The organism is Flavobacterium xizangense (genome assembly GCF_054075145.1).
This window is the reverse complement of sequence record NZ_JBSIPG010000010.1, coordinates 35,865-51,524: the sequence shown is the minus strand read 5'-3', so window position 1 is coordinate 51,524 and position 15,660 is coordinate 35,865. Positions and strand designations below refer to the sequence as shown.

The 15,660-nt window shown below is 32.4% G+C and carries 15 protein-coding genes; 6 read left to right on the top strand and 9 right to left on the bottom strand.

The annotated features are described in order from the left end of the window. Positions 1–265 precede the first annotated feature (265 nt). The 4 genes from ACWA1B_RS18150 (at position 266) to ACWA1B_RS18135 (ending at position 3,882) form a co-directional block, all read left to right on the top strand. Positions 266–1,192, top strand: a complete 927-nt coding sequence (locus ACWA1B_RS18150) for a magnesium transporter CorA family protein (protein WP_456909343.1) — start codon at positions 266–268, stop codon at positions 1,190–1,192. Between the two features lie 327 nt (positions 1,193–1,519). Then, on the top strand, positions 1,520–2,134 hold the full coding sequence (locus ACWA1B_RS18145; protein ID WP_456909341.1) for a hypothetical protein: 615 nt from the start codon (positions 1,520–1,522) through the stop codon (positions 2,132–2,134). Between the two features lie 4 nt (positions 2,135–2,138). After that, the gene (locus tag ACWA1B_RS18140; protein ID WP_456909339.1) at positions 2,139–2,429 is read left to right on the top strand and encodes a winged helix-turn-helix domain-containing protein; all 291 of its coding nucleotides are present in this window, start codon (positions 2,139–2,141) and stop codon (positions 2,427–2,429) included. Positions 2,430–2,487: 58 nt separating this feature from the next. Then, positions 2,488–3,882: a DUF4153 domain-containing protein gene (locus ACWA1B_RS18135; protein WP_456909337.1), complete on the top strand. Its 1,395-nt coding sequence runs from the start codon at positions 2,488–2,490 to the stop codon at positions 3,880–3,882. Positions 3,883–3,934: 52 nt separating this feature from the next. Here the strand turns inward: ACWA1B_RS18135 and rluF are convergent, their stop codons facing one another. The 3 genes from rluF to ACWA1B_RS18120 all read right to left on the bottom strand — a co-directional run bounded on the left by rluF (position 3,935) and on the right by ACWA1B_RS18120 (position 6,418). Then, positions 3,935–4,759: a 23S rRNA pseudouridine(2604) synthase RluF gene (gene rluF / locus ACWA1B_RS18130; protein ID WP_456909335.1), complete on the bottom strand. Its 825-nt coding sequence runs from the start codon at positions 4,757–4,759 to the stop codon at positions 3,935–3,937. Between the two features lie 152 nt (positions 4,760–4,911). Next, complete coding sequence (locus tag ACWA1B_RS18125) at positions 4,912–5,256, bottom strand: antibiotic biosynthesis monooxygenase family protein (RefSeq protein ID WP_456909333.1); 345 nt, start codon at positions 5,254–5,256, stop codon at positions 4,912–4,914. A gap of 10 nt (positions 5,257–5,266) precedes the next feature. Continuing rightward, positions 5,267–6,418: a cytochrome P450 gene (locus tag ACWA1B_RS18120; RefSeq protein ID WP_456909331.1), complete on the bottom strand. Its 1,152-nt coding sequence runs from the start codon at positions 6,416–6,418 to the stop codon at positions 5,267–5,269. A gap of 74 nt (positions 6,419–6,492) precedes the next feature. Between ACWA1B_RS18120 and ACWA1B_RS18115 the strand changes: the two genes are divergently transcribed. After that, complete coding sequence (locus ACWA1B_RS18115; protein WP_456909329.1) at positions 6,493–7,173, top strand: ArsR/SmtB family transcription factor; 681 nt, start codon at positions 6,493–6,495, stop codon at positions 7,171–7,173. Positions 7,174–7,372: 199 nt separating this feature from the next. Here the strand turns inward: ACWA1B_RS18115 and ACWA1B_RS18110 are convergent, their stop codons facing one another. The 3 genes from ACWA1B_RS18110 to ACWA1B_RS18100 all read right to left on the bottom strand — a co-directional run bounded on the left by ACWA1B_RS18110 (position 7,373) and on the right by ACWA1B_RS18100 (position 10,200). Next, positions 7,373–8,230, bottom strand: coding sequence for an alpha/beta fold hydrolase (locus tag ACWA1B_RS18110; RefSeq protein ID WP_035650171.1), 858 nt, complete (start codon positions 8,228–8,230; stop codon positions 7,373–7,375). Positions 8,231–8,312: 82 nt separating this feature from the next. Continuing rightward, positions 8,313–9,092, bottom strand: a complete 780-nt coding sequence (locus ACWA1B_RS18105) for a zinc ribbon domain-containing protein (RefSeq protein ID WP_035650170.1) — start codon at positions 9,090–9,092, stop codon at positions 8,313–8,315. A gap of 13 nt (positions 9,093–9,105) precedes the next feature. After that, a complete protein-coding gene (locus tag ACWA1B_RS18100; protein WP_456909326.1) occupies positions 9,106–10,200 on the bottom strand; it encodes a Nif3-like dinuclear metal center hexameric protein in 1,095 nt (364 codons plus the stop codon). 148 nt (positions 10,201–10,348) lie between these two features. On the opposite strand from ACWA1B_RS18100, the gene lpxK reads away from it, so the two are divergent. Further along, a complete protein-coding gene (lpxK, locus tag ACWA1B_RS18095; protein WP_456909324.1) occupies positions 10,349–11,371 on the top strand; it encodes a tetraacyldisaccharide 4'-kinase in 1,023 nt (340 codons plus the stop codon). A gap of 24 nt (positions 11,372–11,395) precedes the next feature. Here lpxK and ACWA1B_RS18090 read toward each other — a convergent pair whose 3' ends face one another. The 3 genes from ACWA1B_RS18090 to lipA form a co-directional block, all read right to left on the bottom strand. Then, a complete protein-coding gene (locus ACWA1B_RS18090; RefSeq protein ID WP_456909322.1) occupies positions 11,396–13,570 on the bottom strand; it encodes a tetratricopeptide repeat-containing hybrid sensor histidine kinase/response regulator in 2,175 nt (724 codons plus the stop codon). Between the two features lie 25 nt (positions 13,571–13,595). Further along, on the bottom strand, positions 13,596–14,594 hold the full coding sequence (gene gap / locus ACWA1B_RS18085) for a type I glyceraldehyde-3-phosphate dehydrogenase (protein ID WP_456909320.1): 999 nt from the start codon (positions 14,592–14,594) through the stop codon (positions 13,596–13,598). A gap of 73 nt (positions 14,595–14,667) precedes the next feature. Beyond that, entirely contained in the window at positions 14,668–15,534 is an 867-nt protein-coding gene (lipA, locus tag ACWA1B_RS18080; protein ID WP_456909318.1) for a lipoyl synthase, read from the bottom strand. Between the last annotated feature and the right edge of the window lie 126 nt (positions 15,535–15,660).

The following is a 15,660-nucleotide window of genomic DNA, read 5'->3' as shown; positions in this document are numbered from 1 at the left end:
TCGGATTCCAGCTATGTTTATTTAAATAAAGTGAAACGCCTTTTTACAGTTGCAAAATTGATGTTTCTATGTTTTTAAAATCTGCGCAAAGATCCATTTTAATATTTAATTAATAATTTAAAGTTTCGGTTCTTAAAAATAAAGGATATTTTTGCACCACTTAAAAAAAAACACTTCTCCAAATGGACGATTATTATTCGTTAGTATTTAATTAAAAGCAGCTTTTGAAATTTCAAAATGCTGCGATAAAAACCTGTATTTTGAAATGAAAGCCTTTTACACAAACGACAACGGATTATTAGAAATACCAAAATGGATTCCAAATTGCTGGATAAGTATCGAGGATCCTACAGAAACAGAAAAAAAATACTTATTAGAAGAACTTCAAATTCCTGAAGCATTTTATAATGATATTGAGGATATTGATGAAAGACCTCGTATAGAAGTCGAAGACGGGTGGACACTTATTATCATGCGTGTTCCTATAAAAAGCAACGATGTTAAACTTCCTTTTCAAACCATTCCGATGGGGGTGATTTTCAAAGATGATATCTGTGTAACAATTACTTTTTACAAAACAGAGGTTATATATGATTTTATGTTGTATTCACGACGCAAATGCATTCAGGTAAAAAACAATTTTGACTGGGTTTTGAGATTGCTTTTGTCATCGAGTGTTTGGTATCTAAAATATTTGAAACAAGTAAATCAAAAAATAAAACTGGCCGAGGATAATTTAGAGAAATCTATTAAAAATGAAGAACTGCAGGCATTGCTTCAAATTGAAAAATGTTTGGTTTTCTTTATTACCTCTCTAAAAGCAAATGATGTTTTATTTCAACGAATTAAAAATCTAAAAGCACACAAAGCAGAGTACGATTTAGATTTGTTAGAAGATGTTGAAATTGAATTAAGTCAGGCACAAGACACGGCAAATATTTATAGCAATATCTTGACCGGAATGATGGATGCTTATGCCTCGGTGATTTCAAATAATATGAACAACATTATGAAGCAGATGACTTCAATTTCGATTATCTTAATGATTCCAACTCTAATTGCCAGTTTGTACGGAATGAACGTACCAAACGGTCTAGAAGAAAGCAAATACGGAATCTGGATTCTACTTTTAGTCTCCATCATCTTATCAACTTTCGGAGTCTTTTTATTCAAAAGAAGAAGATGGTTTTAAATTAAAAATTCACAACAACAAAAGCCTGTTCATTATGCGAATAGGCTTTTTTCGTTTTATATGCTTTGGGCGTGACCGTCTCGTTGCAAAAGGGCAAATATGCTTTATGGTTATGCGCCCTTTTGCAACGAGACGGTCGGGCTATCCGCGCTACTTCGGTAGCCAGCTCCTATCCCTCACGCAGCTTTACGTTAATAAAAAATCTTGTTTAAATAATACATTAGCAACATTTAAAGACATAAGTTTTAATATAGATAAAATAAAATGCATTTTTTTATTTGTCAATCCAAAATAAATAATAACTTTGTAATGCAAAGTACTTTTATTATGAATCAGAAACACCAAGAAGATTTAGCACATATTCGTTCCATGATGGAACGTTCTTCACGATTTATATCATTAAGCGGACTTTCGGGAGTCTTTGCTGGGCTTTCGGCCTTAATCGGCGGTTTATATGTATATCAGTTGTTTAAGGTAAATGGTATTGAGTATTTTACTGATGATCATATCTTATTATCTGGAGATTTGGTTTCTCATTTATTCCTGACAGGAGTTGTAATTTTAGTTTGTGCATTTGTATTTGGGGCCTTTTTCACAATCAGAAAATCCCAAAAATACAATTTGCCAATTTGGACATCGGCAACAAAAAATATGTTGTTTAATCTTGCTGTTCCATTAGTGTCAGGAGGTCTTTTTTGTTTGGCTTTAATTTATCACGGATATTATGGGTTAGTGGCGCCATCGACTTTAATATTTTACGGTCTTGCAGTTATAAATGCCGAGAAATATACATTTTCAGATATAAAATATTTGGGCTTTTTGGAGCTTATTTTAGGAGGTATTTCGCTTTTTTATATAGGTTATGGTTTGATATTTTGGATCATTGGATTTGGAATCCTGCATATTATATACGGATTAGTGATGTTCAAAAAATACAAATAACCCAATGGGAATTATTGATAAACTAAATAAAGATTTTGAAAGCCGTGTCAGACTGGGTATTATGTCCGTTTTGATGGTTAACGACTGGGTAGACTTTACCGAGATGAAAACTCTTTTGAATATCACCGATGGTAATTTAGCAAGTCATGCCTCAGCGCTTGAAAAATCAGAATATATTGAAGTTAAAAAGGAATTTGTTGGAAAAAAGCCACGAACTTCCTATCAGGTAACTGCTTTAGGACGTGTGGCTTTTAAAGAGCATCTTTCTTATCTTGAAAAATTAATGAAATCTTAATAACTATATTTTTTTGTCTAATAACTTTGAAACGCAAAGTACTTTTAATTAAACAACCATGAAAAAACATCACATTATTTTAGTTTGCAGTTTTATCTTTTTACTGCTTTTTTACAGAGAAGATCCAGGACTTAACTGGTCTATTTTTGGACTTGTATTAACGGGATTTATTTGCTATTTCTTTCAGGATAAATTTACCGAAAGAACACATTTAATATTGATCATAACATCGGTCTTGTCTTGTTTGGCTTTTGGATGGTACGGAGACGCCGCTTCTTTCTTTGCAATGGCAATTTCGATTTTGTTTCTGCAGTTCAAAACTCAGGATAATAAATTAAAAATCGTTCAGGTTTTTCCATTGATAATCTTAAACGGAATAACTTCTTTAGGGCGCATCTGGATTTTCAAACAATGGCTTCCAGAAAAGCAAATTCATAATAATTTTGCTAAAAAGTTGGTTGCTTTTGTTTTAATTCCAGCTATTTTTCTAGGATTGTTTTTCGTTGTTTATTCTTTTGGAAGCGAACACTTTTCTTCTCTTTTTACAGATTATCAATTAGATATTGATATGCCACAGTTTTTGTTGCTGAGTATTGCAGGTTTTTATATTTCATTTAGTTTTTGGAATTATTGGGTTCCTGAAGTTTGTTATGAAAAAAATGAGCTTCTTGATAATGAATTTAAAAATATTGCCGAAGTCAAAAACCAGAATACATTTTCATTTCTAGATTTAGATTTCGAAAGAAAAAGTGGTGTAATTACTTTGGTACTTTTAAATTTGATGCTTTTGGTTTTTATTGCAACTTACAATTACGAACAGTTTTTTGAAGTAGTTACGACACAGGCTTCTAAATTGAGTGCTGATACACATGAAAGAGTAAATTCTGTTATCCTTTCAATTCTAATGGCAGTTGGCGTAATTATGTTTTATTTCAAAGGTGGATTCAATTTTGACAAAAAAGCAACTCTTCTTAAAACACTTTCTAAGATCTGGATTTTTCTAAATGGAGTTTTGATTATAAGTACCTTTGTCAAAAATGCTGAATATGTTTCATTTTTTGGATTAACCTATAAACGTTTGGGAGTTTATGCTTTTCTAATTTTAGCGATTATTGGTTTAGTTTATACTTTTTTGAAAATCGCAAAACAGAAAACAAATGCTTATTTGGTCAATCAAATGGTTTGGTATTTTTACGGAACGGTTCTTTTATGCAGTTATGTAAATTGGGGAAATCTAATTACAAATTATAATATTTCAGTAAATAAAGGAGTAACGCCACAATTTTTAAGCAGTTTGGATTTTAATGATGATGCTCGTAGAGAATATTTTCAAAAAAATAATTTAGATGGAGGCAAAACTGAAATACAAAAAGAAGAATTGATCGATTTTTACCAAAATTCTACTTTTTTATCTAAAGCATTGTATTACGATTTTCTGACAGAGAAAAAATAAAAATTAAAAAGTCCGGACTGTTTTACGGTTCGGACTTTTTTATGTGTGCAATTTAATTGTCTCCTCTTTTCTTAAATCTCGGATCGTGTTTTGAGATAAATGTTGTTCTTCGATTTGAAGCTGGTTTCGGACTTTCAACTTTAGGTAAACTAGCTTCCTCTGTTTTGCTCGAAGGCTCAATCAACTGATTTAATTCTTTAATTTCAGCATCCGTCAAATCGCGATAACGGCCAACTGGAACGTCTAGCGAAATATTGATAATTCTGATACGTTTCAACGCCGTAACTTCATAACCCAAATATTCAGACATTCTTCGAATCTGGCGGTTTAAACCTTGAGTCAGAATAATTTTGAAAGTATACTTGCTGATTTGCTCAACTTTACATTTTTTAGTTACCGTATCCAAAATCGGAACTCCATTTCCCATTCTCTGAATAAAACGATCTGTAATTGGCTTATTTACCGTTACAGTATATTCTTTTTCGTGATTATTTCGGGCACGCAAAATCTTGTTGACAATATCACCATCATTCGTCATAAAAATTAATCCTTCACTCGCTTTGTCCAATCTTCCAATCGGGAAAATACGTTTTGGGTAATTAATATAATCAACAATATTATTTCGAACTTCTAAATTGGTTGTACATTCAATTCCGACAGGCTTATTAAATGCCAAATAAATCATTTTTTCGTGCTTCTCCACGATTAATTTTCCGTCTACACGTATTTCATCATTTGGCGAAACTTTGGTTCCCATTTCTGGCACAACGCCATTTATTGTCACACGTCCTTCTTCGATAAGTTTATCGGCTTCACGACGGGAACAGAATCCCGTTTCGGCAATAAATTTATTAAGACGTTTTAAATTTTCTTCCATACTGCAAAAGTAGGCAAAAGTTTAGACTTCTTAGAATTTTAGATTTTAGACTTCCCGCAATCTTGTCATTCCGAGGAACGAGGAATGACAAGATTAGGGTTAAGTATTAAAAGATAAACCTTTGTCCCTTTGTTGCTCTGTCACTTTAAACCTTAAGAATGAAATTCTTTGCTGTCTTCTGGAGTTTCATTTCTTTCGAACATTCCATAATCGCGAACAACGGAGGCAATTCGTAAATGATAATCTTTAAAAACTTCATTTCTTCCTTTTGCCTGTGCCTGACGATGCATTTCAAGATTTCGCCATTGTTGAATGCTTTTTTCGTCTCTCCAAAACGACAAAGACAAAATTTTTCCGGGATCAGCTAAGCTTTGAAATCTTTCTATAGAAATAAATCCATCAATATGGTTTAATTCAGGTTTTAGATTTGCAGCTATATCTAAATATTCTTCTTTTCTTCCTTCGTTCGGAATAACTTCAAAAATTACAGCTATCATATTTTATTTTTTATTGTAATGAAATCCAGATTGTTTTTGGTAATCTGGCGTTAATCATGGGTTCAAATTGAATATTGTTTTCTAAAAGCGCTATCGTTTTATAGTGATCAAATAAAAACCATAAAGCGTCAGTGGCTAACTGAATCGAGAAATATTTGGCAAGGCACGTATGTCCACCAATTCCGAACGTTAGATTTTCGTTATTGTTGCTTCTTTCAATGTCAAAGTTAATTGGATTTTTGAACCTTTCAGGATCATGGTTTGCTGATGCAAGTACAACTAAAATCAAATCATTTTTTTTAATTAGGCTTTCACCGATGGAAATATCTTCAGTCGCAATTCTTCTTGTATTATGAATTGGCGGATCAAACCTCAAAGTTTCATTGACCGATTTTTCAATTTCCATTTTACTGGGAAAAGTTTTATTATTCAGAATTTGCAATAAAGAATTGCTCAAAATCCCTCTTCCGGCATCAAAACTCTGAATAAATAATCCAATTAAATTACTAATACTTACTGTTTTGATTTCGTCAAGCGAAAGAGAATTGTAGTTGGAAATTTTGGATGATAAAGATTCGAAAAAATGTAATGAAGAAAGCTGTTTTTCTGCAATTAAAAATATCGCTTCTGAAATTTCATTGATAGATTTCACTTGCTCTTCTGTTTTCTGCGGAAGCATTATTTTGACCAAAGATTCCATTTGGTTTAAAACAAATTCACAATCCTTTTCTTCAAAATTAAAACTTCTCAAAACGACCAAAACAGGTAATTTTTTGCAAACCGAATTTACCCAATCGATTTTATTTTCAGTCAAATCACTTTTTATTAATAGAGAAATAATCGAATTAATATCGACTGATTTTATCTTTGAAAATAGCAGTATTGCAATTTCTTTAGAAATTTCATGCTGAATTCCGTTTGATAATCGTGTCAAATTATTTAAAATTTCTAAAGCCTTTTTATTGAGTTTTTGTTCGTTGTTTGCATTTACAATCGGAATCTCAGCTTTCGAATTTTTTAAAATTGAAATGCAATCTTCATAAGAATATATTGCCCATATTTTATTTGTTTCATCCCAATAAACCGGATTGTTTTGCAACATGGTTTTGTAGATCAAATAAGGATTGCTGACATCAGATTGAAGGAATAAAGTCGGATTCATGTAGAATGTTTTTAACAAAGTTATTTAACTTTACAAGGCAATAGTTCATTCTATACTTAACTATGAAAATTTAGATGGAAGATCAATTTATAAAAACAGCATCTTTAATTGGCGACCCAACGCGTGCTTCGATTCTATGGACTTTAATGGATGGAAGAGCTTTTACTGCTACAGAATTAGCGATTTCTGCAAATACTTCACCACAAAACATAAGCATGCATTTAGGAAAACTTCTCGATGCCGATTTGCTTCGTGTAGAAAAACAAGGCCGTCATAAATATTATAGATTTTCGAATAAAGAAGTCGCGTACGCCCTTGAAGCAATGGCAAGTTTGGTTCCGAAACCTAAAATTCCTTCAAAAAAGAAACCCGAAAAATATCCTCCAATAAAATTTTGTAGAACTTGTTATGATCATTTAGCCGGAAAAATTGGCGTTGCCTTGACGGATAGTTTATTGGAACAAAATATTATTAAAGAAAATAATAATGCGTTTGAAATTAGCACCGAAGGGAAAAAATGGTTTTCTAATTTTGGAATTAATTTGGAAGAAGCGCAAAAGCAAAAGCGAATATTTCTAAAACCCTGTTTGGATTGGAGCGAACGAAGAAATCACATTGCAGGCTCCGTCGGAACTTTGCTTTTCAATAAAATGAAAAATGAAGATTGGTTGAGAAAAACCGAAAATTCCAGAGCAATAATTGTGACTGCAAAAGGAGAGAAGGAGTTGTTGAAGTATTTTAAAATTGTTGTTTAGGCTACTTAGACTTCTTAGATTATTAGAATTTTAGATTTAGAACTTTATATTTTCGCGTAAAGTTTGTCATCCTGAGCGAAGTCGAAGGGCACGCAAGAAACCAGTTCCTAAAATCGCCGATCTTTGTACAGCTTCTCGCGGAGATTGCTCGTTCCTCGGAATGACAAAAAAGAGAAACCTCTGTTCCTTTGTCGCTTTGTTACTTTGAACCTTCAAACAAAAACTCAATCACCTTATCGTACAATTCATCATCATGCATTCCGTGACCTAAACCAGTTGTTTCAATAAATTGACTGTTTTTCCAATTGCTTGCTATTTTTTTTCCTTCTTCAAAAGCAACAATTTTATCCGAAACATCATGAGCAATCAAGCCCGGAATATTAAATTCTGAAGCAAATTTTTGTCCTGAAAAATCTTCTAATTTAAAATTAAAGCGATCAAGGAATTTGCTTTCCAAGAGCGAAAACATTTTGGTATTCAGACTCAACATCGATATATAATTGTCAATCAAAGTTTTCAATTCTGATGGCGCTCCCAGAATCACCATTTTATTAATGCTGGTATTTGGGAATAAATACTGATGATATATAGATGCGGCACCACCAATCGAATGTCCGATAATTATTTCCGGCTGATATTTTTCGACTGCCTTATTAATAAATTCTGCGTAAAGAGGAACATTGAATTCTTTTCCACTACTTTGTCCGTGTGCTGGCGCATCAATTGCAATAATAGTGCTTCCTGATTTTTGAAGATGAGGTAATGTTTTTTTCCAACGCGAAGCATTGCTTTCCCAGCCGTGAACTAACAAAATTTTGGTTTCATTTCCTTTCCAGATATAGGTTTGAAAATGATGTTCGTTATGATGAAAAATTTCGGTTTCTGTATTTTTTAAAACTTTTGGTAGTTCTTCTTTTTGCAGCCTTCCAATTCTCGGCTGGCTGAAAAGTGCATAAGAAAGTTCGACGGCTTTTTGCGGACGTACATAACTCAAAAGGTTAATATAAGATCCAACTGATTTTAATGTAATGAAGCGAATGCCTTTTTTAATTCCCAAAACTTAAATTTTTTCTAAAGGTAAAAAATATGATTTTAATCTGTGGCAAAAAAAAAGTCCCGATTTAATCGGGACTTGATATTTAGAATTTTGCGAACAATTGTTCCATTTTTTCTTTTTCTTCTTCAGCTAATTGAGTATCAACTAAAATTCTTCCAGAGTGTTCATCAGTGATGATTTTCTTTCTTGAAGCAATTTCAACCTGAGTTTGTGGTGGAATTGTAAAGAAAGATCCTGCAGAAGCTCCTCTTTCAATAGAAACTACAGCTAAACCATTACGAACACTGCTTCTGATTCTGTTGTAAGCAGCTAATAATCGGTCCTCGATTTGAGAAGCATATTCAGCTGATTTCTCGCTCAAAAAAGCTTCTTCTTTCTGAGTTTCAGCCATGATGGCATCCAATTCAGATTTTTTATGTTTTAAATGAGAGCTTTTAGCATCAAGTTTTTCTTTTAAATTAGAAATAACTTCTTTTTTGTGCTCGATAGAAGCTTTCATTTCTTTGATTTGCTTTTCAGCTAATTGAATTTCCAATTCTTGAAATTCAACCTCTTTAGTCAAAGAATTAAATTCTCTGTTATTACGAACTGATTCTTGTTGTTTTGTGTATTTTTTGATAACCTCTTTGTGCTCCTCAATAGCATTTTTCTTTGCTTTGATTTGCTCCTCAATCACTTCAAGTTCACTTTTCAGTTTCTCTGAACGCGTGCTTAAACCTGCAACTTCATCTTCTAAATCTTCCACTTCTAAAGGAAGTTCTCCTCTCACGTTTCTGATTTCGTCAATTCTAGAGTCAATAAGCTGTAAATCGTATATTGCTCTTAACTTGTCCTCAACACTTAATTCTTTCGTATTCGCCATATTCTATAAGTTTCTATAAGTACTTAACTGGATTTGTATTTTCTTCTGATAAAATGATGGCAAAATTAAGGATTTTTTTTCGAAGATAATCAACAATATAGTTTTTTGTATAGCGTTCGCTCTCAAAATGACCAATATCTGCTAAAAGTAGTCGGTTTTCAGCCTCATAAAATTGATGGTATTTTAGGTCGGCGGTCAAAAATGCATCGGCTCCAGCCTGAATTGCATTTTTTATGGCAAAGCTTCCTGAACCTCCCAAAACAGCCACTTTTTTGATTTTTTTTCCTAAAAATGCCGAATGGCGGATTCCATCGGCAATCATTTTGTTTTTTACGAAGTGAAGAAATTCCTTTTCATCCATTTCATTTTCAAATTCGCCAATCATTCCCAAACCAATATTTTGATGCGAATTTTCAATATTATAAATTTCATAAGCGACTTCTTCATATAGATGATTGGCAAAAAGTGCTTTTAAAATTCTGGATTGTAAATGTTTTTCAAATGTAACTTCGATTTTTATTTCCTTAGTTTCGGTTAATTCATGACGTTCTCCAATAACAGGATTACTTTCAGAATTTCCTTTATAAGTTCCAATTCCTTCCGAATTAAAACTACAATTGTCATAATTTCCAATTGTTCCTGCGCCAGCATCAAATAAAGCCTGACGCACTTTTTGAGCATTTTCTGGAACGGCATAAGTGACCAGCTTTTGAATAAAATTCTGTTTCGGAATTAAAACTTTGGTATTTGTTAAACCTAAGGCATCACAGAATATTTTATTTACTCCGGCGGAATGATTATCTAAAGCGGTGTGAACGGCATAAATCGCAATATCATTTTTAATTGCTTTTAAAATGGCACGTTCAACATAATTCTTTCCAGTAATTTTTTTGATTCCCGAAAATAGAATTGGGTGAAAACAAACCACCAGATTGCAGTTTTTTGAAATTGCCTCGTCAATTACATTTTCCAGAGCGTCGTGGCAAACCAAAACACCTGTGCTTTCGGTTTCAGCATCTCCAACTAAAAGCCCAACATTGTCAAAATCTTCCGCATAAGCCAAAGGAGACATTTCTTCGAGAACTGAGATTATATTTTTGATTTTCATTTTGAGTTTTGTTTCAAGTTTCAGGTTTTATTTGTTTGCTTCGCCTGTTCGGATGAAGCATCGAGTCAAGTTTCATGCTGTCAGGAAAACCTGAAACCTGAAGTAAATTCGTAAAACAAATTAACGAAAAAAATTATACTTTCGTAAAATGAACTTACTCCGAAAAATACTTTTTCCATTTGCCATTTTATACGGATTCATTACTTCGATCCGAAATTTTCTATTTGATAAAGGAATTCTGAAATCGACTTCATTTGATATTCCAGTAATTGCTGTTGGAAATTTAAGTGTTGGCGGAACCGGGAAAACACCACAAATCGAATATTTAATTCGGTTATTGTCAGACAAATATCAAATCGCAACTTTAAGCCGAGGTTATAAAAGAAAGTCGGAAGGTTTTGTTTTAGCCGATGAAAATTCCAATGCGGAAATTTTAGGAGATGAACCTTTTCAGTTTTATCAAAAATTTCCATTTGTAATGGTTGCTGTTGATGCCAATAGAACAAATGGAATAAAACAATTGCTTTCGCAACAAATTACACCTGAAATTATTTTGCTTGATGATGCCTATCAACATCGAAAAGTAAAAGCCGGTTTTTATATTTTATTGACTTCTTACGATGATTTATATGCAGATGATTTCATGCTTCCAACAGGGAATTTACGCGAAAGCAGGAGCGGGGCAAACAGAGCAAAAATTGTGATCGTAACAAAATGCCCAAGAGATTTATCAGATGAAAAACAGGCTGAAATTCGATTGAAATTAAATTTAAGTTGTTCGCAACAAAGCTTTTTTACTTTTATAGATTATGATGATGAAATTTATAGTAAGGAAGAAAAAATAGAAATAAATCAAATTAAATCAGAATCAAAATTGCTTTTGGCCGGAATTGCAAAACCCAAACCATTTTTCGATTATCTTAAAAATGAAAATGACGAATGCTTAACTTTTCCGGATCATCATCATTTTTCTGAAACTGATTTAGATTCGATTCAGGAAAAAGCAAAAGGCAGAAAAATAATTACAACCGAAAAAGATTATGTAAGATTGAAAAATTCAAAATTGGTTTCGCAATTGTATTATCTTCCAATAAAAAGCACTTTTATCAATCATCAACAAAATTTTGATGCAACGATTTTAGAGTACGTGAAAAATAGCTTAGGAGCTTAGAGTCTTTGTGTCTTAGAAACTTAGTTAATCAAAAAACTTAGCAATAGTACTGTAAAATTCGTCTGGAACAAATGGTTTTGTAATTACATCGTTCATTCCGAAAGATAAAAGCATATCACGGTTTTCGTCAAGCGAAATGGCTGTCAAAGCAATAATTGGAGTTGTTTTGTCAAACTCTCGAATCAATTTTGTAGCCGTTGTTCCGTTGATGCCAGGCAAATGCACATCCATCAAAACCATATCAAAACGTTTTACTTTTAAAAGTTCGACAGCTTCTTCACCATTGTCAATTATTTCACAGAAAATGGCCTTGTTTTCTAACATTTTTCGAGTAATCATTTGATTGATTTTGTTGTCTTCAATCAATAAAATCGATTTATGTTCCAATTGTTTGTCGCTGTATAGTTTTGTGTTTTCTTCAACAACTTCTAATGGCTCCGTATTAATATGGAAATTTAATTTGAAAGTAAAAGTTGAGCCTTTACCAACTTCACTTTTTAATTTTATTTCGCCGCCAAGAAGTTCAATTAATTTTTTTACAATGGTAAGACCTAAACCTGTTCCGCCATATTTACGGTTTACTTCAATAGAACCTTGCGAAAAACTTTCAAAAACAGTCTGTAGCTTGTCTTCCGGAATTCCAATTCCAGTATCTACAATTTCAAAATAAATCGTGGCATTTTCTTCTTCAATCGCATATAATTTTGCGATTACATTGACATGCCCGTTTTGTGTAAATTTTAAAGCATTGTTGATTAAGTTAAGTATAATTTGTGACAATTTAGTTGGATCACCAATTAAATTGTCAGGAATTGCTTCGTCAATTTCAAGATTGAAGTAGTTTTTATTGGCTGTAGCCAATTCTTTTAAAGAGCTTTGAATATTAAAGAGGAGCTCTTTTAAATTGAAACTAATATATTCAACTTCAACTTTTGTGGAGTCAATTTTATTAATTTCCAGAATTTCATTGATAAAAGTAGTCAGATAGTTTCCTGAGAATTTCAATGATTCCAAATATTTCAACTGATTTTTTTTAGGATTGTCTTCTAAAAGTAAGTGTGTAATTCCGTTGATTGCATTAAGCGGAGTCCGAAGTTCATGACTTACGGTTGATAAAAATTCAGATCTAGCTTTTGATGCTTTTTCGGCTTTGTTTTTAGCCAAAATAAGTTCTTTGTTTTTTTCTCTTAAAAGTAAATTATTCTGGTTTCGAATAATATTGTTTTTGTAAAGCGCCAGACTTAAAAGTGATAAGATCGAAATCAATGCAATTGCCAAAATACTAACCAATTTTGAATAACGATAGGTTTTTAGCTGAATTTTTTGGTCACTTTCTCGCTGAAGCGTATTGTTTATTGACTGCGTTTTTTTGAATTTCTCAAATTCATTGAGATCCAATTTTGCATTTTTAAGTTTTAAGATATAGTTTTCAATCTGATAATGCTCATCTAAATAAGAATAAGCGAGATCAAAGTTTCTGTTTTTTTTGTAATACTGACTGATAGCCAGTATTATCTTAGATTTTTGAGCCAGATTGTTATTTTTTGCACTATAATCTAGAGCATTGTCAAAATAAACTAAAGCAGAATCATTTCGCTTAAGTGTAGTTTCAATAAGTCCAAGCTGATAATAAGAATTTGCTTTTGTTTTAAGAATTTTTGGATTGTCAGGTTTCTTTACTATTTTTTGGAAGGTCTTTGCAGAAAGCGGCAAATTTTTTCCAATTTTTAAAGCCATCGCCTTTTGATAATTTAAAATTTCGCCATGATCGACAAGTTTTAATTCTTTTAATAGGCTGTCTGCTTTTTTATAATAAATATTACCAATTTCAAAATTTCCCTGCGCAGTATTGGTGGCTCCAATATAATGCAAAGCCAATATTTTTGTACATGTCGGTTTTACTTTATCAAATAGCGAAACGCTTTTATGAAAGTTTTTTAAAGCTGCGTCAAATTTCTGCTGGTTGTAATAAATTTTCCCTAGTTTGAAAGTTTGGTTGGCTAAATTTTCAGTTTTATTATTGGTTTGGCAAAAATCAATAGATTTTTTAGTGTAAAAAAGTGCCTTATTGTACTTTTTCTTTTCAAGATTTGAGTTGGCTAATTTATTGTAATAGGAAATGCTATCCGTATTCTTTTTAGTTTGAGAATACAAAATTGAACTAAAAAAACAAACAAGAATAAGAATGCGGTATTTCATGTATGGCAATGCTTTTACAATGAATTTATGTTTTTCTTATCAGTAAAATCAAATCTATTAATCTTGATGAATAACCAATTTCGTTATCGTACCAGCCTACTACTTTTACCATTTTATCAATGACAGAAGTAAGTTGTGCATCAAACAAGCACGAATGTCTATTTCCAATTATATCAACAGAAACGATCGGATCTTCTGTGTAATCTAATATTCCTTTTAAATTTGTTTTTGAGGCTATTTCAAATGCTTTATTAATTTCTTCAATAGTAACAGCGCGTTTTACATTGAATGTAATATCTGTTAATGAACCATCGGGAACTGGAACACGAATGCCACATCCTCCGATTTTTTGATGCAATTTAGGAAAAATTTTTGTTAATGCCTTAGCTGCACCTGTAGTTGTTGGAACAATCGACTGACTTGCGCCTCGCGCTCTGCGTAAATCCTTATGTGGCTGGTCGTGAAGACTTTGGTCAGTTGTGTATGAATGTATCGTTGTAATATAAGCTTGTTCAATTCCGCAAAGATCGTCAATGATTTTAATCATAGGCGCAGCATTGTTTGTTGTGCAGCTTGCATTTGAAACGATTGTCTCATTTCCTTCTAAAATATCTTCATTTACACCTAAAACTACTGTTTTTATTGTGTCAACTTCTGATGGAGCTGAAAGAATTACCTTTTTTGCTCCAACTTCCAGATGTGCATTTAATTCTTCATGCGTTTTATATTTTCCTGTTGATTCAATTACAATATCAATATTGTGACTTTTCCAATCTAAATTAGAAATATTTTTTTCATGAAAAAACTTAAAATGTTTATTATCAACAATAATTGATGCTTCATCATGACTTACAGTAAAAGGCAAAACACCATGAATACTGTCGTATTTAATTAAGTGTGCCATCGTTTTATTGTCGGCAATATCATTGATGGCAACAACTTCAATTTCTGGATGATTTAAAAGTAGGCGAAACAAATTTCTACCAATTCTTCCAAAACCATTTATAGCAATTCTAGTTTTCAATTTTTCGTTTATTTGTTTAATTATTTAACCGTTTAATCGGTTTTACAATTAAACGATTAAACGGTTAAACTTTTTATAAAATATGTTTTTGTGCTTTGTATGAAGAACGAACCAGAGGACCGCTTTCAACATGACGGAAACCTAATTCAAGTCCAAATTTTTCGTATCTCGCAAATTGTTCAGGAGTAATAAATTCCTTTACAGGCAAATGTTTTTTACTTGGTTGTAGGTATTGTCCAATAGTAACGACATCAACATTTGCATTGCGTAAATCAGTCATAGTCTGAAAAACTTCTTCTTCAGTTTCACCAAGACCTAACATAATACCAGATTTGGTTCTGTTGATTCCTTTTTCTTTTAAGTAACGCAAAACTTCAAGACTGCGGTCATATTTTGCCTGAATTCGAACTTCTCGGGTTAATCGGCGAACCGTTTCAACGTTATGAGAAACTACTTCAGGATTTGCTTCTACAATTCGGTCTATGTTTCTTTCGATTCCTTGAAAATCTGGAATTAAAGTTTCAAGTGTAGTATTTGGGTTCATTCTTCGGATTGCTTTTACAGTTTCAATCCAGATTATAGATCCTCCATCTTTCAAATCATCTCTATCAACGCTAGTAATTACAGCATGTTTGATGTTCATGATTTTAATAGAGCGGGCAACTTTTTCTGGCTCATCCCAATCTACTGTTTCTGGACGTCCGGTTTTTACACCGCAAAAACCGCAAGAACGTGTACAGATGTTTCCAAGAATCATAAAAGTTGCTGTTCCTTCACCCCAGCATTCCCCCATATTTGGGCAGCTTCCAGAAGTACAAATTGTGTTTAAGCTGTATTTATCAACTAAACCACGAAGTTCAGTATATTTTTGTCCAATTGGAAGTTTAACCTTTAACCATTTAGGTTTTCCAGCTGGTATATTTTCAATGACTGTTTCCATATATCAAAATTCAAAATACAAAGATACGGAATGTAGTTTATTTGTAGATGCTAATTTGCTTTTCCTTTGCTTTTCATGCATTTCATTTTGTTTGTTGATTTAAGTTTAAATAGGAATGCCTTGACT

Coding starts and splice junctions, on each gene's coding strand:
- ACWA1B_RS18150 (WP_456909343.1), top strand. CDS start 266: ATGAAAGCCTTTTACACAAACGACAACGGATTATTAGAAATACCAAAA.
- ACWA1B_RS18145 (WP_456909341.1), top strand. CDS start 1,520: ATGAATCAGAAACACCAAGAAGATTTAGCACATATTCGTTCCATGATG.
- ACWA1B_RS18140 (WP_456909339.1), top strand. CDS start 2,139: ATGGGAATTATTGATAAACTAAATAAAGATTTTGAAAGCCGTGTCAGA.
- ACWA1B_RS18135 (WP_456909337.1), top strand. CDS start 2,488: ATGAAAAAACATCACATTATTTTAGTTTGCAGTTTTATCTTTTTACTG.
- rluF (WP_456909335.1), bottom strand. CDS start 4,759: ATGGAAGAAAATTTAAAACGTCTTAATAAATTTATTGCCGAAACGGGA.
- ACWA1B_RS18125 (WP_456909333.1), bottom strand. CDS start 5,256: ATGATAGCTGTAATTTTTGAAGTTATTCCGAACGAAGGAAGAAAAGAA.
- ACWA1B_RS18120 (WP_456909331.1), bottom strand. CDS start 6,418: ATGAATCCGACTTTATTCCTTCAATCTGATGTCAGCAATCCTTATTTG.
- ACWA1B_RS18115 (WP_456909329.1), top strand. CDS start 6,493: ATGGAAGATCAATTTATAAAAACAGCATCTTTAATTGGCGACCCAACG.
- ACWA1B_RS18105 (WP_035650170.1), bottom strand. CDS start 9,092: ATGGCGAATACGAAAGAATTAAGTGTTGAGGACAAGTTAAGAGCAATA.
- ACWA1B_RS18100 (WP_456909326.1), bottom strand. CDS start 10,200: ATGAAAATCAAAAATATAATCTCAGTTCTCGAAGAAATGTCTCCTTTG.
- lpxK (WP_456909324.1), top strand. CDS start 10,349: ATGAACTTACTCCGAAAAATACTTTTTCCATTTGCCATTTTATACGGA.
- ACWA1B_RS18090 (WP_456909322.1), bottom strand. CDS start 13,570: ATGAAATACCGCATTCTTATTCTTGTTTGTTTTTTTAGTTCAATTTTG.
- lipA (WP_456909318.1), bottom strand. CDS start 15,534: ATGGAAACAGTCATTGAAAATATACCAGCTGGAAAACCTAAATGGTTA.